Consider the following 14,652-nt stretch of genomic DNA (forward strand, 5'->3'; position numbering starts at 1 on the left):
CGCTTGCTGCTCACCGTCGACGTCGGCAACACGAACATCGTGCTGGGCCTGTGGTCCGGCAGTGCGCTGGTCGGCGACTGGCGGATGCGCACGGACGCGCGCATGACGGCCGACGAGCTGGCGCTGACGGTCCGCGGCCTGCTCGGCCCGCACGCGGACGCCGTCACGGGGATCAGCGCGCTGTCGACGGTGCCGGCGGTGCTGCGCGAGCTGCGAGTGATGCTTTCGCGGTACTACGCGGCGGTTCCGAAGATCGTGGTGGAGCCGGGAGTGCGCACGGGCGTGCCGCTGCTGGTGGACAACCCGAAGGAGGTGGGCGCGGACCGGCTGGCGAACACGCTGGCCGCGCACCACCTCCACAACGGAACGGCGTGCGTGGTGGTGGACTTCGGCACGTCGACGAACGTGGACGCGATCTCGGCCCGCGGCGAGTTCCTCGGCGGCGCGTTCGCCCCGGGAATCGAGATTTCGGTCGACGCGCTGGCGTTGCGCGCGGCGGCGCTGCGGAAGGTGGAGCTGGTTCCGCCGCGGTCGGTGATCGGCAAGAACACGGTCGAGTGCTTGCAGTCGGGGATTCTGTACGGGTTTGCCGGGCAGGTCGACGGGTTGGTCCGGCGGATCGTGCGTGAGCTGTCTCCGGGTGGGACGGAGCGGGTGGCGGTGCTCGCGACCGGAGGGCTGGCGCCGCTGGTGATCGGTGAGTCGGAGACGATCACTGATCATGTGCCGGATTTGACTTTGTTGGGGTTGCGGTTGGTTTATGAGCGGAACATCCGGTCCTGAGGGGTTCTGGTCGGTGTTCTTTTCGCCGGCTTGCTCGGCCCGGATCGCTCCGCCGTTTCACCGGTTTCGGTCCGCCTCGGCCGGTCCGGTTGTTTCCGGCTCGGCTCGGGTCTGGCTGGCGCCTTTTCGGCGGTTGAGTTGCTTTCGGCGGGTCCGGTTGTCCTTGTGCCGCGTGGATGGGCCTGGCTGGCGCGCTTTGGGCGGTTTGAGTTGGTCCGGCGGGTCCGGTTGTTCCCGGCCGCGCGGATTGGCCTCGCGGGCGCCCTTTCACCGGTCTCGGGCCGCCTCAGCGGGTCCGGTCGCTCGTGGCCGTGCGGATCTTGCCTGGTTGACCCCGCACCTGGTCGTGACCTGCTCCTGCCCAGGGTGACCGGCGCCGATCGGCCTGGTTGTCCACAGGATGGCCGTGATGTGGACAACCAGGCCCGTCCGGCGGCCTTTCGCGGCTTTTCGTCGGTCAGCCCCGATACGCTGGAAGCGGGGCAGCCCCCCAGGGAAGGGCGGGGGTGTCGCTTCGTCAGGCGCGGGCCAGGCGGCGCCGCTCCAGCAGGTACCCGAGCGCCGTCACCGCCAAGGCCGGGAACGCGATCTTCGCCTGCGGGAACCGGGCCGTTCCCGGCGGGTCCACCGCCTTCGAGCCCGGGTACGCCAGTGCCGAAATCTGCGTCACCCAATACAGGGACGCCAGCACCGCCCCGGCGTCGAGGCCCGCCCTCGTCGGGCGGCGCCACAGCTGCCACAGGCTCGTCGCGCCCAGTGCCAGACCCAAGCTCATCGTCTGGCCGTTGTGGAACTTCGCGTGCGGTGGCCACGCCGGGTTGTGCACGTGCGTTTCGTTCCAGTCGGCGCGGTACGGGCCCACCGCCGTCACCAGCGAGGTCAGCGAGATCAGTGCCCGCCCCCAGGATTTGCTCTGCATCGGTGATCCTTTCGTCCGCCTCCACCGCAGTATCGGACCTCCAGTTCGATCGAGGTCAAGCCGGCAGTTTCAGCGCCAAGCGCGTGTTCAGGCAGTGCGTCGTCTTGTCCTGACCGGGTACGACGCGCTCTCAGCGGCGGCGGGCGCGGAGCGCCAGCGTGATCAGCGGCAGGTCGAACTCGCCCTCCGCCGTCTCCGGATTCGACGCCAGGAACTCGCGCAGCCGCGTCAGCAACGCCGCCGATTCCGCCGGTGACGACACGATCACCATCGAATACGTCGCGATCGTTTCCAGCAGGCTCTCCGCCGTCCGGCGGTGCGTGTGGTGAAACCGGTCGCTTTCGAACGGCTCGAACTCCGCGTGCGCCGACTGCCGCAAATCGTCCGTGCTCGCCGGGCGGCGGGCGCCGTCGCGGCCCAGGCGGGTGAACTCCGCGACCCACGGCACCGATTCGTCTTCGTAGTTCCACATCGGCACCAGCACGCCACCCGGGCGCAACACCCGCGCGATCTCCGTCATCGCGGCCGGCACGTCGAACCAATGGAACGCCTGACCGACGAAAACCGCGTCGACGTCGGCATCGGGCAACGGGATCCGTTCCGCCTGACCCGCCAGTGCGGTCGCCGACGGCACCGCCCGCGCCAGTTCGGCGCGCATTTCCGGGTCGGGTTCGACCGCGGTGACGTCGAGCCCCAGTCCGGCGAGGCCGAGGGTGAGCTTGCCCGTTCCGGCACCCAGATCGAGCACCCGGCGCGGGGTGGCGGCCGCGCCCGAAAGGCCCCATTCGATCGCCTGCCGCGGGTAATCGGGCCGATGCCGCGCGTACGCGGCTGCCCGGCTGCCGAAGGACGAAGCCCGCTGCGCGCGCGTGGGATCGCTCACGACCCCAGGTTAATCGAGGAAAGGAAAGGTAATCCGGTTGGCGTAGCGCGCGAGCGGGTTCGTACCCTATGGGCCATGACCGAAAACCCCGCTTCCACCAGCGAGCCCGCCGAAGACGAACTGCCCGAGCAGATGCGGGTGCGCCGGGAGAAGCGCGACCGGATCCTCGCCGAGGGTGTCGATCCTTACCCGGTCGAGGTACCTCGGACGCACACGCTCGCCGAGGTCCGGGCCGCGCACGAGGGGCTGCCCGCCGACACCGCCACCGGCGACGTCGTCGGCGTCACCGGCCGGGTGATGTTCCTGCGCAACACGGGCAAGCTGTGCTTCGCCAGCCTCCGGGAGGGTGACGGCACCGAGCTGCAGGCCATGATCAGCCTGGCGAAGGTCGGCGAGGACGCGCTGGCGGCCTGGAAGTCCGACGTCGACCTGGGCGACCACGTCTTCGTGCACGGCGAGGTCATCACGTCCAAGCGCGGCGAGCTGTCCGTGATGGCCGACTCCTGGCGCATCACGTCGAAGGCGCTGCGCCCGCTGCCGAACGCGTTCAAGGACCTGGCCGAGGAGACGCGGATCCGGCAGCGGTACGTCGACCTCATCATGCGCCCGCGGGCGCGGGACGTCGTGCGCACGCGCGCCGGCGTCGTCCGGTCGCTGCGGGAGTCGTTCCACCGCCGCGGGTTCACCGAGGTCGAGACGCCGATGCTGCAGACGCTGCACGGCGGCGCCGCGGCCCGGCCGTTCGTCACGCACTCGAACGCGTTCGACATGGAGCTGTTCCTGCGGATCGCGCCGGAGCTCTACCTCAAGCGCTGCGTCGTCGGCGGCATCGAAAAGGTCTTCGAGATCAACCGCAACTTCCGCAACGAGGGCAGCGACTCCTCGCACTCGCCGGAGTTCGCGATGCTCGAGTACTACGAGGCCTACGCCACGTACGACACCAATGCGGTGATGACGCGGGAGCTGATCCAGGAGGCCGCGCAGTCCGTGCTGGACACCCTGGTCGTCACGCTGCCCGACGGTTCGGAGTACGACCTGTCCGGCGAATGGACCACGCTCGGAATGTACGAGTCGTTGTCCGATTCGCTCGGCGAAGAGGTGACGCCGGAGACGCCCGCCGCCAAACTGCACGGATTCGCGCAGGCCAGGGGCCTGGAACTGGATCCGAAGCTCGGGCACGGCAAGCTGGTCGAGGAACTGTGGGAACACCTCGTCGGAGATCACCTGCACGCACCGACGTTCGTCCGTGATTTTCCGCTCGAGACCTCGCCATTGACGCGGCAGCACCGCTCGCGGCCCGGCGTGGCTGAGAAGTGGGACCTCTACGTGCGCGGATTCGAACTGGCCACCGGATACTCCGAGCTGGTCGATCCGGTCGTCGAACGGGAACGGCTCACCGAACAGTCCCGGCTGGCCGCGCAGGGCGATAGCGAAGCCATGCGGCTGGACGAGGATTTCCTCCGTGCGCTGGAGTACGGAATGCCCCCGAGCGGCGGTGTCGGAATGGGGATCGACCGGCTGCTCATGGCGCTGACCGGTCTCGGTATCCGGGAGACGATCCTCTTCCCGCTCGTGCGGCCTGAATAACCCGGCCGTGTGAGGATAGCCGTCAGTTATCCATATGAGATTTGCGCTGCCCTCCTGAAGCGGGTACTAATGTTCTAGACAAAGTCTTCTGTCCCGGGGCTCGCCCCGTAACCAGATCATTGAGCAAGTCCCCGCAGGAGGAATCGGATGGCACAGAAGGTGCTCGTCTCGCTGGTCGACGACCTGGACGGCAGTGAGGCGGAAGAGACCGTCGAGTTCGGTTTGGACGGCGTCAGCTACCAGATCGACCTCTCTTCGGAAAACGCCGAGGAGCTGCGGGACGCCCTCGCCCAGTATGTCGAGCACGCCCGCCGCGCGGGTGGCCGCAAGCGCGCTTCCGCGCGCCCGGTCGCGGGTAAGGGTTCCGCCCGGCCCGCCGCCGTCGACCGCGAGCAGAACCAGGCCATTCGGGCCTGGGCGCGCAAGAACGGGTACGCCGTTTCGGACCGGGGCCGGATCCCGTCCGAGGTCGTCGAGGCCTACCACAAGAAGAACTGAGGATCTTTCCTGACCGCCCCGGTCTCCGCAGGTCACCGGGGCGGCCGGGAATCCTCGACGCGGGGTTCCAGCCGAAGCCGCCGGGCAATTCGCCCGGCGGCTTTTGTCATGTCCGATCGTTGTCCGGTACCCGTTCGGTATGCGCACGCGCCGAGCGTGCGTACTCGGCGGGCGACTGACCGGTCACCGCGCGGAAATCACGGATGAAGTGGGACTGGTCGCTATAGCCCAGCCGAACCGCCAGTCCGGCGTAATCCGGGTCGGCTTCCGCGGCGATCCGCTGTGCCGCGTCGTTGAGGCGGTATATCCGGATCGCCCACTTGGGCGGGCAGCCGACGTGTTCGGCGAACAACCGCTGTACGGACCGGGTGGTCAGTCCAGTATCGGCGCACAGTTGCGCCACCCGGGTAATTCCCGGATCCCGCGCGATTGATTCCACCGCCTCGGCCGCCTGCCGCGCGGCCGGCGTCAGCTCGGCCTGTTTTGCGATCAGCAAGTTGTCGATCGCACCGACCATTTGCGCGTCTACCGCCGCGGTCCGCACCGATTCCGCGGCCGCGGTCGCCGCCGGTCCGAAAACAGCCGTGAGCGGGACAGCGCGGCCGGCGATGTCACTCACCGGGGCGCCGAGGAACGCGCGGAAGCAGCCGGGCCGGAAACGCACGCCCAAGCCCTGGACCCGGCCCTCGAGGCGGTGGGAAAAGACGTCGCGGGCCGGGCCGTAGACGCCGGAGGCGCCGGGGAAGAAGGTCACGTGCACGGCGAGGTTCGGCAGGACGCGTTGTTCGTGGGCGGGCCTGCCGCGCAGGTCCCAGCGCAGCACCCAGTGGTAGTCGACGAACTCCGCCAGCTCGGGGGCCGGCGGGTGCCGGGTCAGCGTGAACATCGTGCGCGCGGTCGCCTCGGCCACGATGCCGCGCGGGATCCGGTGCTCGCCCACGCGCTCACGGTAGCTGTCGCGTTCCTTCAAGACGGCCGGGTGCCCGCCGGTTTTGGATCACCGGCATGAACGCCGAGCTGACGCGCCCCGCCGGGGCGGAGTTCCTCCGGATCGCCCACGCCGTGACCGACCTGACCGCGCCGACGCCGTGCACCGGGTACGACGTCCGCGGGCTGCTCAACCACCTCCTGTACTGGGGGCCGTGGCTGATCGCCGCGGGACGGCGCGAGGCCCCGCCGGCCCCGGCGACCGGCGAGGCCGAGGCGGCGCTGGTGACGGACGACTGGCGGGCGGACCTGGAGAAGCAGACGGAAACGCTGGTGGAGGTCTTCACGAGCCCGTCGGCGTGGACGGGCACCACGAAGCTGGGCACGGCGGAGATGCCGGCCTCGGTGGTGGGCGACATGGTGCTGGGCGAGTTCGTCCTGCACGGCTGGGACTTGGCCCGATCGGGTGGCGGAACGCTGGTGTGCGCCCCGGACGTGGCCACGGCGGTGTACGAGTCCGCGGTGGCGATGGGTGAGCAGGCGCGGTCGATGGGTGTTTACGGCCCGGAGGTGGCGGTGCCTTCGGACGCTTCGCCGCTGGAGCGGGCGCTGGGCGCTTCGGGGCGGGACCCGCGCTGGACGCCCTGACCGCTCAGCGGGCGCAGGTGCGCGGGCACCCTTCGCACTCCGGTTCCCCCGGAAGCAGGTACGAAAAGCAGCAGCTCTCGCGCCGGCGCGTCCACTCGCGGTGCCCCTCCGCCAGCCGCAACGTCGACGCCGACGTCAGTGGCGGATAACGCTGGTCGAGGACCAACGCCGCGTCCGCGACGCCCGCGCCCTCCGCCTCGGGGGTGCCGCACTGGCGGCCCGCCCACCACAGCGAGTTCTCCAGTGCGTCCGTCGCCGCCGCCCAGAGGGTGCGGCGGCCCAGTCCGCTGCCCGCCGCGTACGCCTGGACGAACCGGGTCGCGTGTGCCAGGTAGCGGGCTCGCAGGACCGCCGCCAGTGCCCGCTCGTCGCGGACCACCGTCGCCTCCGGGCGGGCCGAGCCCGGGTCGGTCGGGAGGCAGTGGAACGCGTCACCCAGCAGCGCCATGCCGTCCGGGTGCGGGCGGTCGTCCGCGAGGCGGAACGCCAGCTCCGCCGGCTTCAGCGACGGCACCCGCCGCTCGTGGTGCCACAACAGCGCGCCGACGTACGCCGGGACGTGCAGGTACCACGTCATCACCCAGCTGGCCGTCGTGCGGGCCGGTGCCGCGCCGTGCGAACGCCGGAGCCAGTCGCCGAGCAGCGCCCGCCACTCACCGAAGTACGCGGGCGTCTCCAGCAGCTCCGAGCAGCGGATCCAGCCCGCCGGGACGTCGCGGCGCAGCTCACCGCGGTCCTGGCGGCCCGCCACCCGCCGGAGTGACGACGCGAGGCCGTCGCCGACCTCGCGCGCGTCACGGAAGGACCGCTGCTGGTTCAACCGCGGCCTCCTCGGCAGCCGGGAACGAATTAGGCGTGCCTAACCTTACAGGTCGGGGCGGACTGCGCCAATCGGGTGGTGGTCACCGCGGGTACTCCCAGCTTGCGGACTGTTCGCGGTGAGCGGACAGCGCGCGGACGGCGGAATCCGGACGGCCGCCCGCACGTTGTCCCTGACGTAAAGACGCAGGGCAACCTGATGACGGGAGCACCCGGCCGGCACCACGTCCGGGTGCGGAAAAGACCACGAAGAGCCGTAGTGGTACGCCAGCGCGACGGCTTGGCTACTAGAGTGGTCTCACGGTGCTGAATCCATCGCGGGTGAAAGCACGATGGAAACGGGCCGCCGGCGCAGCAGTCGAGGGAGTGCACATGTTTGAGAGGTTCACCGACCGCGCGAGGCGGGTGGTCGTCCTGGCTCAAGAAGAGGCCAGGATGCTCAACCACAACTACATCGGCACCGAGCACATCCTCCTGGGTCTGATCCACGAGGGTGAGGGTGTCGCCGCCAAGGCGCTCGAGTCGCTGGGCATCGCGCTTGAAGGCGTCCGCCAGCAGGTCGAGGAGATCATCGGCCAGGGGCAGCAGGCCCCGAGCGGGCACATCCCCTTCACGCCGCGGGCCAAGAAGGTGCTGGAGCTGTCCCTGCGCGAGGCGCTGCAGCTCGGCCACAACTACATCGGCACCGAGCACATCCTGCTGGGCCTGATCCGCGAGGGCGAGGGCGTCGCCGCGCAGGTGCTGGTCAAGCTGGGTGCGGACCTGAACCGGGTCCGCCAGCAGGTGCTGCAGCTGCTCTCGGGCTACCAGGGCAAGGAGTCCACCGAGACCGGCTCCGGCGGCCGCGGTGAGGGCACTCCGTCCTCGTCGCTGGTGCTGGACCAGTTCGGCCGCAACATGACCGTGCTGGCCCGCGAGGGCAAGCTCGACCCGGTCATCGGGCGCGGCAAGGAGATCGAGCGGGTCATGCAGGTGCTGTCCCGCCGGACCAAGAACAACCCGGTGCTCATCGGCGAGCCCGGCGTCGGCAAGACCGCCGTCGTCGAGGGCCTCGCGCAGAGCATCGTCAAGGGCGAGGTGCCCGAGACGCTCAAGGACAAGCAGCTCTACACGCTGGACCTGGGCTCCCTGGTCGCCGGTTCCCGCTACCGCGGTGACTTCGAAGAGCGCCTGAAGAAGGTGCTCAAGGAGATCAAGACCCGCGGCGACATCATCCTGTTCATCGACGAGCTGCACACGCTGGTCGGGGCGGGTGCCGCCGAGGGCGCGATCGACGCGGCTTCGATCCTGAAGCCGATGCTCGCCCGCGGTGAGCTGCAGACGATCGGCGCGACCACCCTCGAGGAGTACCGCAAGTACATCGAGAAGGACGCCGCCCTCGAGCGCCGGTTCCAGCCGATCCAGGTCGGCGAGCCGTCGCTGGAGCACACGATCGAGATCCTCAAGGGCCTGCGCGACCGGTACGAGGCGCACCACCGCGTCTCGATCACCGACTCGGCGCTGGTCGCCGCCGCGACCCTGGCGGACCGGTACATCAACGACCGGTTCCTCCCGGACAAGGCGATCGACCTGATCGACGAGGCCGGCGCCCGGATGCGCATCCGCCGGATGACCGCGCCGCCGGACCTGCGCGAGTTCGACGAGAAGATCGCGAACGTCCGCCGCGACAAGGAGTCCGCGATCGACGCGCAGGACTTCGAGCGTGCCGCCCGCCTGCGTGACGAGGAGAAGACCCTCCTCGGCCAGAAGGGCGAGCGGGAGAAGCAGTGGAAGGACGGCGACCTCGACGTCGTCGCCGAGGTCGACGACGAGCAGATCGCGGAGGTGCTGGCCAACTGGACCGGCATCCCGGTGTTCAAGCTGACCGAGGAGGAGACCACCCGGCTGCTGCGCATGGAGGACGAGCTCCACAAGCGCATCATCGGCCAGGAGGACGCGGTCAAGGCCGTCTCGCAGGCGATCCGCCGTACGCGTGCCGGTCTGAAGGACCCGAAGCGCCCGTCGGGCTCGTTCATCTTCGCCGGCCCGTCCGGTGTCGGTAAGACCGAGCTGTCCAAGGCGCTGGCCTCGTTCCTGTTCGGCGAGGACGACGCGCTCATCCAGATCGACATGGGTGAGTTCCACGACCGCTACACCGCTTCGCGGCTCTTCGGTGCCCCTCCGGGCTACGTCGGCTACGAAGAGGGCGGCCAGCTGACCGAGAAGGTCCGCCGCAAGCCGTTCTCGGTGGTCCTGTTCGACGAGATCGAGAAGGCGCACCAGGAGATCTACAACACGCTCCTGCAGGTGCTGGAGGACGGCCGCCTGACCGACGGTCAGGGCCGCACGGTCGACTTCAAGAACACGGTCCTCATCTTCACGTCCAACCTGGGCACCTCGGACATCTCGAAGTCCGTCTCGCTCGGGTTCGCCGGGTCCAACGACACCGGCACCCGGTACGAGAAGATGAAGCAGAAGGTCAACGAGGAAATGAAGAAGCATTTCCGCCCGGAGTTCCTGAACCGGATCGATGACATCATCGTGTTCCACCAGCTGACGCAGGAACAGATCATCCAGATGGTCGACCTGATGATCGGGCGCGTGGAGACGCAGCTCAAGGCCAAGGACATGGAGCTGGAGCTCACGCCGAAGGCCAAGGCTCTGCTGGCCAAGCGCGGGTTCGACCCCGTGCTCGGCGCCCGGCCGCTGCGTCGCACGATCCAGCGCGAGATCGAGGACCAGCTGTCGGAGAAGATCCTCTTCGGCGAGGTCGAGCCCGGCCAGATCATCCTGGTCGACGTCGAAGGCTGGAGCGGCAACCCCGAGGACAAGGACGACCAGGCCCGGTTCACCTTCCGCGGTGAGCGCAAGCCGTCGTCGGTCCCGGACGCCCCGCCGGTCAGCATCGGCGCCGGCCACGAGGAGCAGGGCGGCGAAGCCGAGAACGACTGATCCCGGTTCGAGAAGGGCGGTTCCCCGGCAGGGGAGCCGCCCTTCCCGCGTTCCGGGGCATGAGACGATGCCCCGGGGAGGGAACCGCCGTGGATGTGCTGTCGATCGACTTCGGGACTTCCAGCACCGTCGGGGTGCTGTCGGCGGCCGGCCGGGCGCCGCGGGCCGTCGAGGTCGACGGGTCGGTCACCCTGTCCTCCGCTGTCTTCGCGGAGGAAGACGGGCGGCTCGTCGTCGGGCGGGATGCCGAACGGCGTGCCCGGCTCGATCCCAGCCGGTTCGAACCCCACCCCAAGCGGCGCATCGACGAAGGCGCCCTGCGGCTCGGGACGACCGAAGTCGCCATTGCCGACGCCTTCGCCGCCATCCTGCGCCGGATGGGCGAGGAAGCCGAACGGCAGCTGGGGCGCCCGCCCGCGCAGACGCGGATCTCCCACCCCGCCGGCTGGGGCGCGAGCCGCCAGGACGTCCTTCGCACCGCGGCCGCGAAGGCCGGGTTCCGGGACGTCCGGCTGATCCCCGAACCGGTGGCCGCCGCCGCGCACTACGCGAGCCTCGGCGGCCGGCACACCGGCCCGATCGGGGTCTACGACCTCGGCGCCGGCACCTTCGACTGCGCCGTCGTCGGCGGCACGTCCCGCGGCTTCACCGTGCTCGCCGAAGACGGCCTGCCCGACCTCGGCAGCCTCGACATCGACGAGGCACTGCTCGTGCACGTCGGCCGGGCCGTGTCGCACACCGATCCGGCGCAGTGGCAACGGCTGCTGCGCCCCCAGTCCACCGCCGACCGCCGCACCCGGCGCGCGCTGCTGCAGGACGTCCGCGACGCCAAGGAAAGCCTCTCCCGCCACGCGCAGACCCACGTGCCGATGCCCGAGCCGTTCGGCGACGTCCTCGTCAGCCGGGACGAGCTCGAAGCACTCGTGCGGCCCAGCCTGCTGCGCAGCGCCGAACTGCTCGGCGCGACGATCCGGCGTGCCGGGCTGACCCCCGCGCGGCTCGCCGGCGTCCACCTCGTCGGCGGGCCGAGCCGGATGCCGCTGCTGGCCACGCTCCTCGCCCGCCAGCTCGGCGTCGTCCCCACCATCCAGGACCAGCCGGAGACGGCCGTCGCGTTCGGCCTGCACCACGTCCCGCCGGTCGTCGCCGACGACCGCACCGTGCCCGCGTTCGCGCCGGTCCGCCCGCCCTGGCCCGCGGCCCGCTGTGGCCCGCCAGGCCGGTGGCCCGGCCGGTAGCCGGGCTCACCAGGCCTGTTCGAGCCGCATTCCCTTGTCGTACCAGTCGTCGTCGCCCACCGGCCCGGACGGCGGCGCGGAGGCCGGGGCGTCCGACGACCGGTCCTTCAGCACCGCGTCGTCCCGCTCCGCGGGTGGCGCGGCAGGAGCCGGAGCCGCGGCAGGTGGGGACGCAGGCTCGAACTGCACCCGCCAGCGCAGCCGTTCCATCAGGTAGCCGCCGGTACCCAGCGGCGCCAGCAGCTGCCCGGTCCGCTTCGCCGAATCCCGCTGCGCCTCGACGTACGTCCGCAGCACGGCGTCCGCGATCTCGGACGGCGACATGCGCGAGACGGCGTCGGAGAGCCGCAGCCGGGTCAGCACGCCGTCGGTGTTGACCGACAGCGAGACGGCGCCGTCGGCGGACGTCGCCGTCGCCGACAGGGCGGACAGCTCGGCCAGCAGCGCTTCGCGGTCCGGCTTCGCCGGGCGGTCAGCCACCCATCCTCCCGGCGTGGGTGGCGCCGCTCGACACCTCGCCGTCCGGGGCGATGTCGACGTTCGCGTCGCGGACGTTCTGCTCGGTCTGCCGCGAGGTGTGGTCGGTCTCGAAGTTCGACGGGTCGAAGCTCGAGCCGGGGCTGACGTCCGGCGGGTCCGGGATCTTCGGCAGGTCGACGGCCTCGTCGGCGATGCGGTTCGCCAGCGTCTGGGCCGCTTCGGCGGCGCAGTCGCGGATCTTGCCCGCGCTGTCCATGAAACTCTGGAACAGGTCGAAGGAGTTGTCGCCGGCGATCTCCGCCTTGTTCGCCACCACCGCGCTGATCGCGCCGCCCGCCGCGTTGCCGGCGACCAGCGCGCCGTTGGCCGCGGTGAAGATCGCGGCGCCCGCCGGGGCGGCGACGCCGGCGCTGGCCACGGTGAGCAGGCCGGCCACCGCACCGGCGAACGTCGCCGCCAGCACCTTCGACATCGCCGCTTCGCGCTGGCGGGACTGGTCTTCCTGGTACTTCTTCGCGGTGTCGAGGAAGGTGCTGCCGAGGTTGCTCAGGTCCTGCCGGGCCGAGGCGATGGCTTCGCGCGCCGCGACGACGTCGCTCTCCAGCACGGTGATCTTGGTTTCGACCTCGGTGAAGGCGTCGGCCAGCTCGTTGAGGTAGGCCTTGACCGCGTTCGCGGCCGCGCCGCGCCACACGTCGAGGAACTGCCGGGCGTCGTCCAGCTTCGGCTTCGAGTCGCGCTGCAGCTCCTTCCAGACGGCGTCGTGCTTCATGATCAGGTGCTGCAGGCCGCCGGGCGAATCGTGGTCGATGTCGGCGTCGGAGAACTCGCGGTAGACGGCGGCGACGTCGTCCTGCATCTTCCGGTAGTCGAGGTTCCCGCCGCCGCCGAGGCCGAGCGCCCACATGTCCGTCACCCGCAGGTACTCGAGCGCGTCGAGGGCGTCGTTCGCGCCGTCCTTCAGGTCCTCGGAGACGCCTTCGAGCAGCTCCGCGCGGCGGTCGTCGCCGCCGCTGGACATCGGTTCGGCGTCGAGGCCGGTGTCGAAGTAGCCGTCCATGGTTCCCTCAGTTCGCTTCCAGGCCCGCGGCCGCGCGGTTGACGTGCTGCTTGGAGTCCTGGTCGGCCTGTTCGTACAGCTCCGCGACCCGCCGCAGGGCGTGGCTGGTGTCCGCGGTGGTCGCGTGCAGCTGGGCCACGAGCTTCTGGATCTTCTGCAGGTGGTCGTTGTAGGCCTTCGCGACAGCGGGCATGCCGAGCGTGCGGCCGAAAGCGTTGTAGGTCGGCAGCATCCCGCCGATCCCGCCGAAGAGCCCGCCGCCGTCCGGCGTGACGGCGACGTCGGTTCCGCGCAGGCCACTGGACGCCGTTTCCGCGGCGTCGGCGGCTCCCTGCAGGGCTCCGGCCGAGTCCCGCAGGTCCTGCAGGTCGGTCTCGAATCCGATCATCACTCACCTCTTCTTCGGCTGCGCGTCCGGACATGTAAACACCGTTCGGCCGACCGGCAAGGTCGTTTGCCCGCGGTGTGCGTCAGATCACGAGGGCGGTGGCGTACCGCCGAACGGGCGATCCTGGTACCTGTCCGGCGCAACCGGTGCTCTTACCTGCATGAGCACAGTCACGAAGCCTAGGGCGCCGACCGTGCGGAGGCAGTTGCGCGAGGCGAAACGCTTTTCCTGGACGGGTTTCGGCGTCACCGTCGCCGCGTCCGCTGCTCGGCACGCTCGTCCCGGCCGCGATCGGCGCCGGCCCGACCGCGACGCTCGTTTCGACGCTGGTGACGACGGTGCTGGCGGCCGGCGGGTGCACGGCCAAGGACGGCAGTGCCCGTGGCATCAAGGCGATCGCGATCGTGCTGCTGGCCGCGGGCGCACTGGTGCTGACGGTGACCGGGGTGACGGTGCTCGACCTGGTCCGTGGCCGTCCGGCGACGTTCCCGGTGGTGCCCGACGCGAGCGAGACGGCGCCGCGGGTGCTCGTCCCGGAGTCGGTGGCCTGCCCGCCGGCGCCGGTGCACACAACGACGACCTGCACGGTGGCGGTCCGCAGCGTCGGCGCCGGCGTGCTGCGAGTCAGCGGAACCGAGCTGGACAGCACGGAGTTCGCGGTGGACGCGAGCGCGTGCGTGGGGCACGACGTGGCTCCCGGACGGCGGTGCACGCTGGTGGTCACCTTCACCCCGGCCTGGACCGGCGACCGGGTGGCCGATCTGACGGTGCACCACAACGTCCCGGGCCCACCGGCGTTCGTGGAGCTCACCGGCCGCGGCGGCTAGTGCTCCGCGCCCGCGCTCACGACCAGGTCCTCGGTCGTCTTCACGGCCGTGTCCGCCAGTGCTTCCAGCGCGTCGGCGATCCGGTCCACGCTCAGCGACGGCGCGGCCTTGCCGGACGCCGCCACCTGCTCCGGGCTGAACGGCACGTGCACGAACCCGCCGCGGACGCCCGGGAACTCCGGCAGCAGGTGCATCAGCCCGTAGAACACCTGATTGCACACGTACGTCCCCGCTGTGTGGGACACCGACGCCGGCACGCCCGCCTCGCGGATCGCCGCCACGCACGCCTTCACCGGCAGCGTCGTGAAGTACGCGGCCGGTCCGCCGGGAACCACCGGGACGTCCACCGGCTGCTCGCCCGCGTTGTCCGGGATGCGGGCGTCGATCAGGTTGACGGCGACGCGCTCCGGCGTCACCTCGGCCCGTCCGCCCGCTTGGCCCACGCACACCACCAGCGACGGCCGGTGCTCCTCGATCGCCGCTCGCAACGCCGGCAGCGACGTCGAGAACTCGCACGGCAGCTCGACCGCGGCGACGTCGGCCCGGCGCGCGGCCACCCGCGAAACCGCCTGCCACGACGGGTTCACCGACTCGCCGCCGAACGGCGCGAACCCCGTCATCAGGACCCTGGCCATGCCACCTCCGAAAGCCGTGAATGCCACAT

The 14,652-nt window shown here is 70.6% G+C and carries 14 protein-coding genes, 1 pseudogene and 1 riboswitch; of the genes and pseudogenes, 7 read left to right on the plus strand and 8 right to left on the minus strand.

The features are described 5' to 3' along the window. Positions 1 to 3 precede the first annotated feature (3 nt). Positions 4 to 783, plus strand: a complete 780-nt coding sequence (locus BT341_RS09025) for a type III pantothenate kinase (protein WP_072475837.1) — start codon at positions 4 to 6, stop codon at positions 781 to 783. A 517-nt stretch (positions 784 to 1,300) separates the two neighbouring features. Here BT341_RS09025 and BT341_RS09030 read toward each other — a convergent pair. Beyond that, positions 1,301 to 1,702, minus strand: a complete 402-nt coding sequence (locus BT341_RS09030; RefSeq protein ID WP_072475838.1) for a DUF6640 family protein — start codon at positions 1,700 to 1,702, stop codon at positions 1,301 to 1,303. 93 nt (positions 1,703 to 1,795) lie between these two features. After that, positions 1,796 to 1,862, minus strand: a riboswitch (guanidine-III (ykkC-III) riboswitch). Then, complete coding sequence (locus tag BT341_RS09035) at positions 1,833 to 2,585, minus strand: class I SAM-dependent methyltransferase (RefSeq protein WP_072475839.1); 753 nt, start codon at positions 2,583 to 2,585, stop codon at positions 1,833 to 1,835. It overlaps the preceding riboswitch by 30 nt. 75 nt (positions 2,586 to 2,660) lie before the next feature. Between BT341_RS09035 and lysS the strand changes: the two genes are divergently transcribed. Next, the gene (gene lysS, locus BT341_RS09040) at positions 2,661 to 4,172 is read left to right on the plus strand and encodes a lysine--tRNA ligase (protein WP_072475840.1); all 1,512 of its coding nucleotides are present in this window, start codon (positions 2,661 to 2,663) and stop codon (positions 4,170 to 4,172) included. Positions 4,173 to 4,319: 147 nt separating this feature from the next. Beyond that, positions 4,320 to 4,670 carry a histone-like nucleoid-structuring protein Lsr2 gene (locus tag BT341_RS09045; RefSeq protein WP_072475841.1) on the plus strand — a complete coding sequence of 117 codons (351 nt, stop codon included), beginning with the start codon at positions 4,320 to 4,322 and terminating at the stop codon, positions 4,668 to 4,670. 106 nt (positions 4,671 to 4,776) lie between these two features. On the opposite strand, the gene BT341_RS09050 is transcribed toward BT341_RS09045, so the two are convergent. Beyond that, positions 4,777 to 5,640, minus strand: a complete 864-nt coding sequence (locus BT341_RS09050) for a helix-turn-helix domain-containing protein (RefSeq protein ID WP_072475842.1) — start codon at positions 5,638 to 5,640, stop codon at positions 4,777 to 4,779. A gap of 35 nt (positions 5,641 to 5,675) precedes the next feature. Between BT341_RS09050 and BT341_RS09055 the strand changes: the two genes are divergently transcribed. Beyond that, on the plus strand, positions 5,676 to 6,245 hold the full coding sequence (locus BT341_RS09055; RefSeq protein ID WP_072475843.1) for a TIGR03086 family metal-binding protein: 570 nt from the start codon (positions 5,676 to 5,678) through the stop codon (positions 6,243 to 6,245). Positions 6,246 to 6,249: 4 nt separating this feature from the next. On the opposite strand, the gene BT341_RS09060 is transcribed toward BT341_RS09055, so the two are convergent. Then, entirely contained in the window at positions 6,250 to 7,065 is an 816-nt protein-coding gene (locus BT341_RS09060; protein ID WP_072475844.1) for a (2Fe-2S)-binding protein, read from the minus strand. Positions 7,066 to 7,436: 371 nt separating this feature from the next. Here BT341_RS09060 and BT341_RS09065 point away from each other — a divergent pair, with 371 nt between their 5' ends. Together BT341_RS09065 and BT341_RS09070 are read left to right on the plus strand one after the other, a co-directional pair. Continuing rightward, positions 7,437 to 9,995 carry an ATP-dependent Clp protease ATP-binding subunit gene (locus BT341_RS09065; protein ID WP_072475845.1) on the plus strand — a complete coding sequence of 853 codons (2,559 nt, stop codon included), beginning with the start codon at positions 7,437 to 7,439 and terminating at the stop codon, positions 9,993 to 9,995. Positions 9,996 to 10,084: 89 nt separating this feature from the next. Continuing rightward, positions 10,085 to 11,209, plus strand: a pseudogene (locus BT341_RS09070) (Hsp70 family protein); the annotation flags it as partial. Positions 11,210 to 11,239: 30 nt separating this feature from the next. On the opposite strand, the gene BT341_RS09075 reads toward BT341_RS09070, so the two are convergent. Genes BT341_RS09075 through BT341_RS09085 form a run of 3 tightly spaced genes read right to left on the minus strand, consistent with a single transcriptional unit; the run spans position 11,240 to position 13,161 of the window. Continuing rightward, the gene (locus BT341_RS09075) at positions 11,240 to 11,713 is read right to left on the minus strand and encodes a YbaB/EbfC family nucleoid-associated protein (protein WP_072475846.1); all 474 of its coding nucleotides are present in this window, start codon (positions 11,711 to 11,713) and stop codon (positions 11,240 to 11,242) included. Continuing rightward, positions 11,706 to 12,773, minus strand: coding sequence for a hypothetical protein (locus BT341_RS09080; RefSeq protein WP_072475847.1), 1,068 nt, complete (start codon positions 12,771 to 12,773; stop codon positions 11,706 to 11,708). Before BT341_RS09080 ends, BT341_RS09075 begins: the two co-directional genes overlap by 8 nt. A gap of 7 nt (positions 12,774 to 12,780) precedes the next feature. After that, positions 12,781 to 13,161, minus strand: coding sequence for a hypothetical protein (locus BT341_RS09085; protein ID WP_072475848.1), 381 nt, complete (start codon positions 13,159 to 13,161; stop codon positions 12,781 to 12,783). 329 nt (positions 13,162 to 13,490) lie between these two features. Here BT341_RS09085 and BT341_RS09090 point away from each other — a divergent pair, with 329 nt between their 5' ends. Continuing rightward, positions 13,491 to 13,988, plus strand: coding sequence for a hypothetical protein (locus tag BT341_RS09090; RefSeq protein WP_245804919.1), 498 nt, complete (start codon positions 13,491 to 13,493; stop codon positions 13,986 to 13,988). Here BT341_RS09090 and pcp read toward each other — a convergent pair. Beyond that, positions 13,985 to 14,623 carry a pyroglutamyl-peptidase I gene (pcp, locus tag BT341_RS09095; RefSeq protein ID WP_072475849.1) on the minus strand — a complete coding sequence of 213 codons (639 nt, stop codon included), beginning with the start codon at positions 14,621 to 14,623 and terminating at the stop codon, positions 13,985 to 13,987. The genes BT341_RS09090 and pcp overlap by 4 nt on opposite strands. Positions 14,624 to 14,652: the final 29 nt, after the last annotated feature.

This window comes from Amycolatopsis australiensis (assembly GCF_900119165.1).
Classification (GTDB): domain Bacteria; phylum Actinomycetota; class Actinomycetes; order Mycobacteriales; family Pseudonocardiaceae; genus Amycolatopsis; species Amycolatopsis australiensis.

Bases quoted from the DNA above. Each gene is read 5' to 3' on its own strand.
- BT341_RS09030 (WP_072475838.1), bottom strand. From the start codon at position 1,702: ATGCAGAGCAAATCCTGGGGGCGGGCACTGATCTCGCTGACCTCGCTG.
- lysS (WP_072475840.1), top strand. From the start codon at position 2,661: ATGACCGAAAACCCCGCTTCCACCAGCGAGCCCGCCGAAGACGAACTG.
- BT341_RS09045 (WP_072475841.1), top strand. From the start codon at position 4,320: ATGGCACAGAAGGTGCTCGTCTCGCTGGTCGACGACCTGGACGGCAGT.
- BT341_RS09055 (WP_072475843.1), top strand. From the start codon at position 5,676: ATGAACGCCGAGCTGACGCGCCCCGCCGGGGCGGAGTTCCTCCGGATC.
- BT341_RS09065 (WP_072475845.1), top strand. From the start codon at position 7,437: ATGTTTGAGAGGTTCACCGACCGCGCGAGGCGGGTGGTCGTCCTGGCT.
- BT341_RS09080 (WP_072475847.1), bottom strand. From the start codon at position 12,773: ATGGACGGCTACTTCGACACCGGCCTCGACGCCGAACCGATGTCCAGC.
- BT341_RS09085 (WP_072475848.1), bottom strand. From the start codon at position 13,161: ATGATCGGATTCGAGACCGACCTGCAGGACCTGCGGGACTCGGCCGGA.
- pcp (WP_072475849.1), bottom strand. From the start codon at position 14,623: ATGGCCAGGGTCCTGATGACGGGGTTCGCGCCGTTCGGCGGCGAGTCG.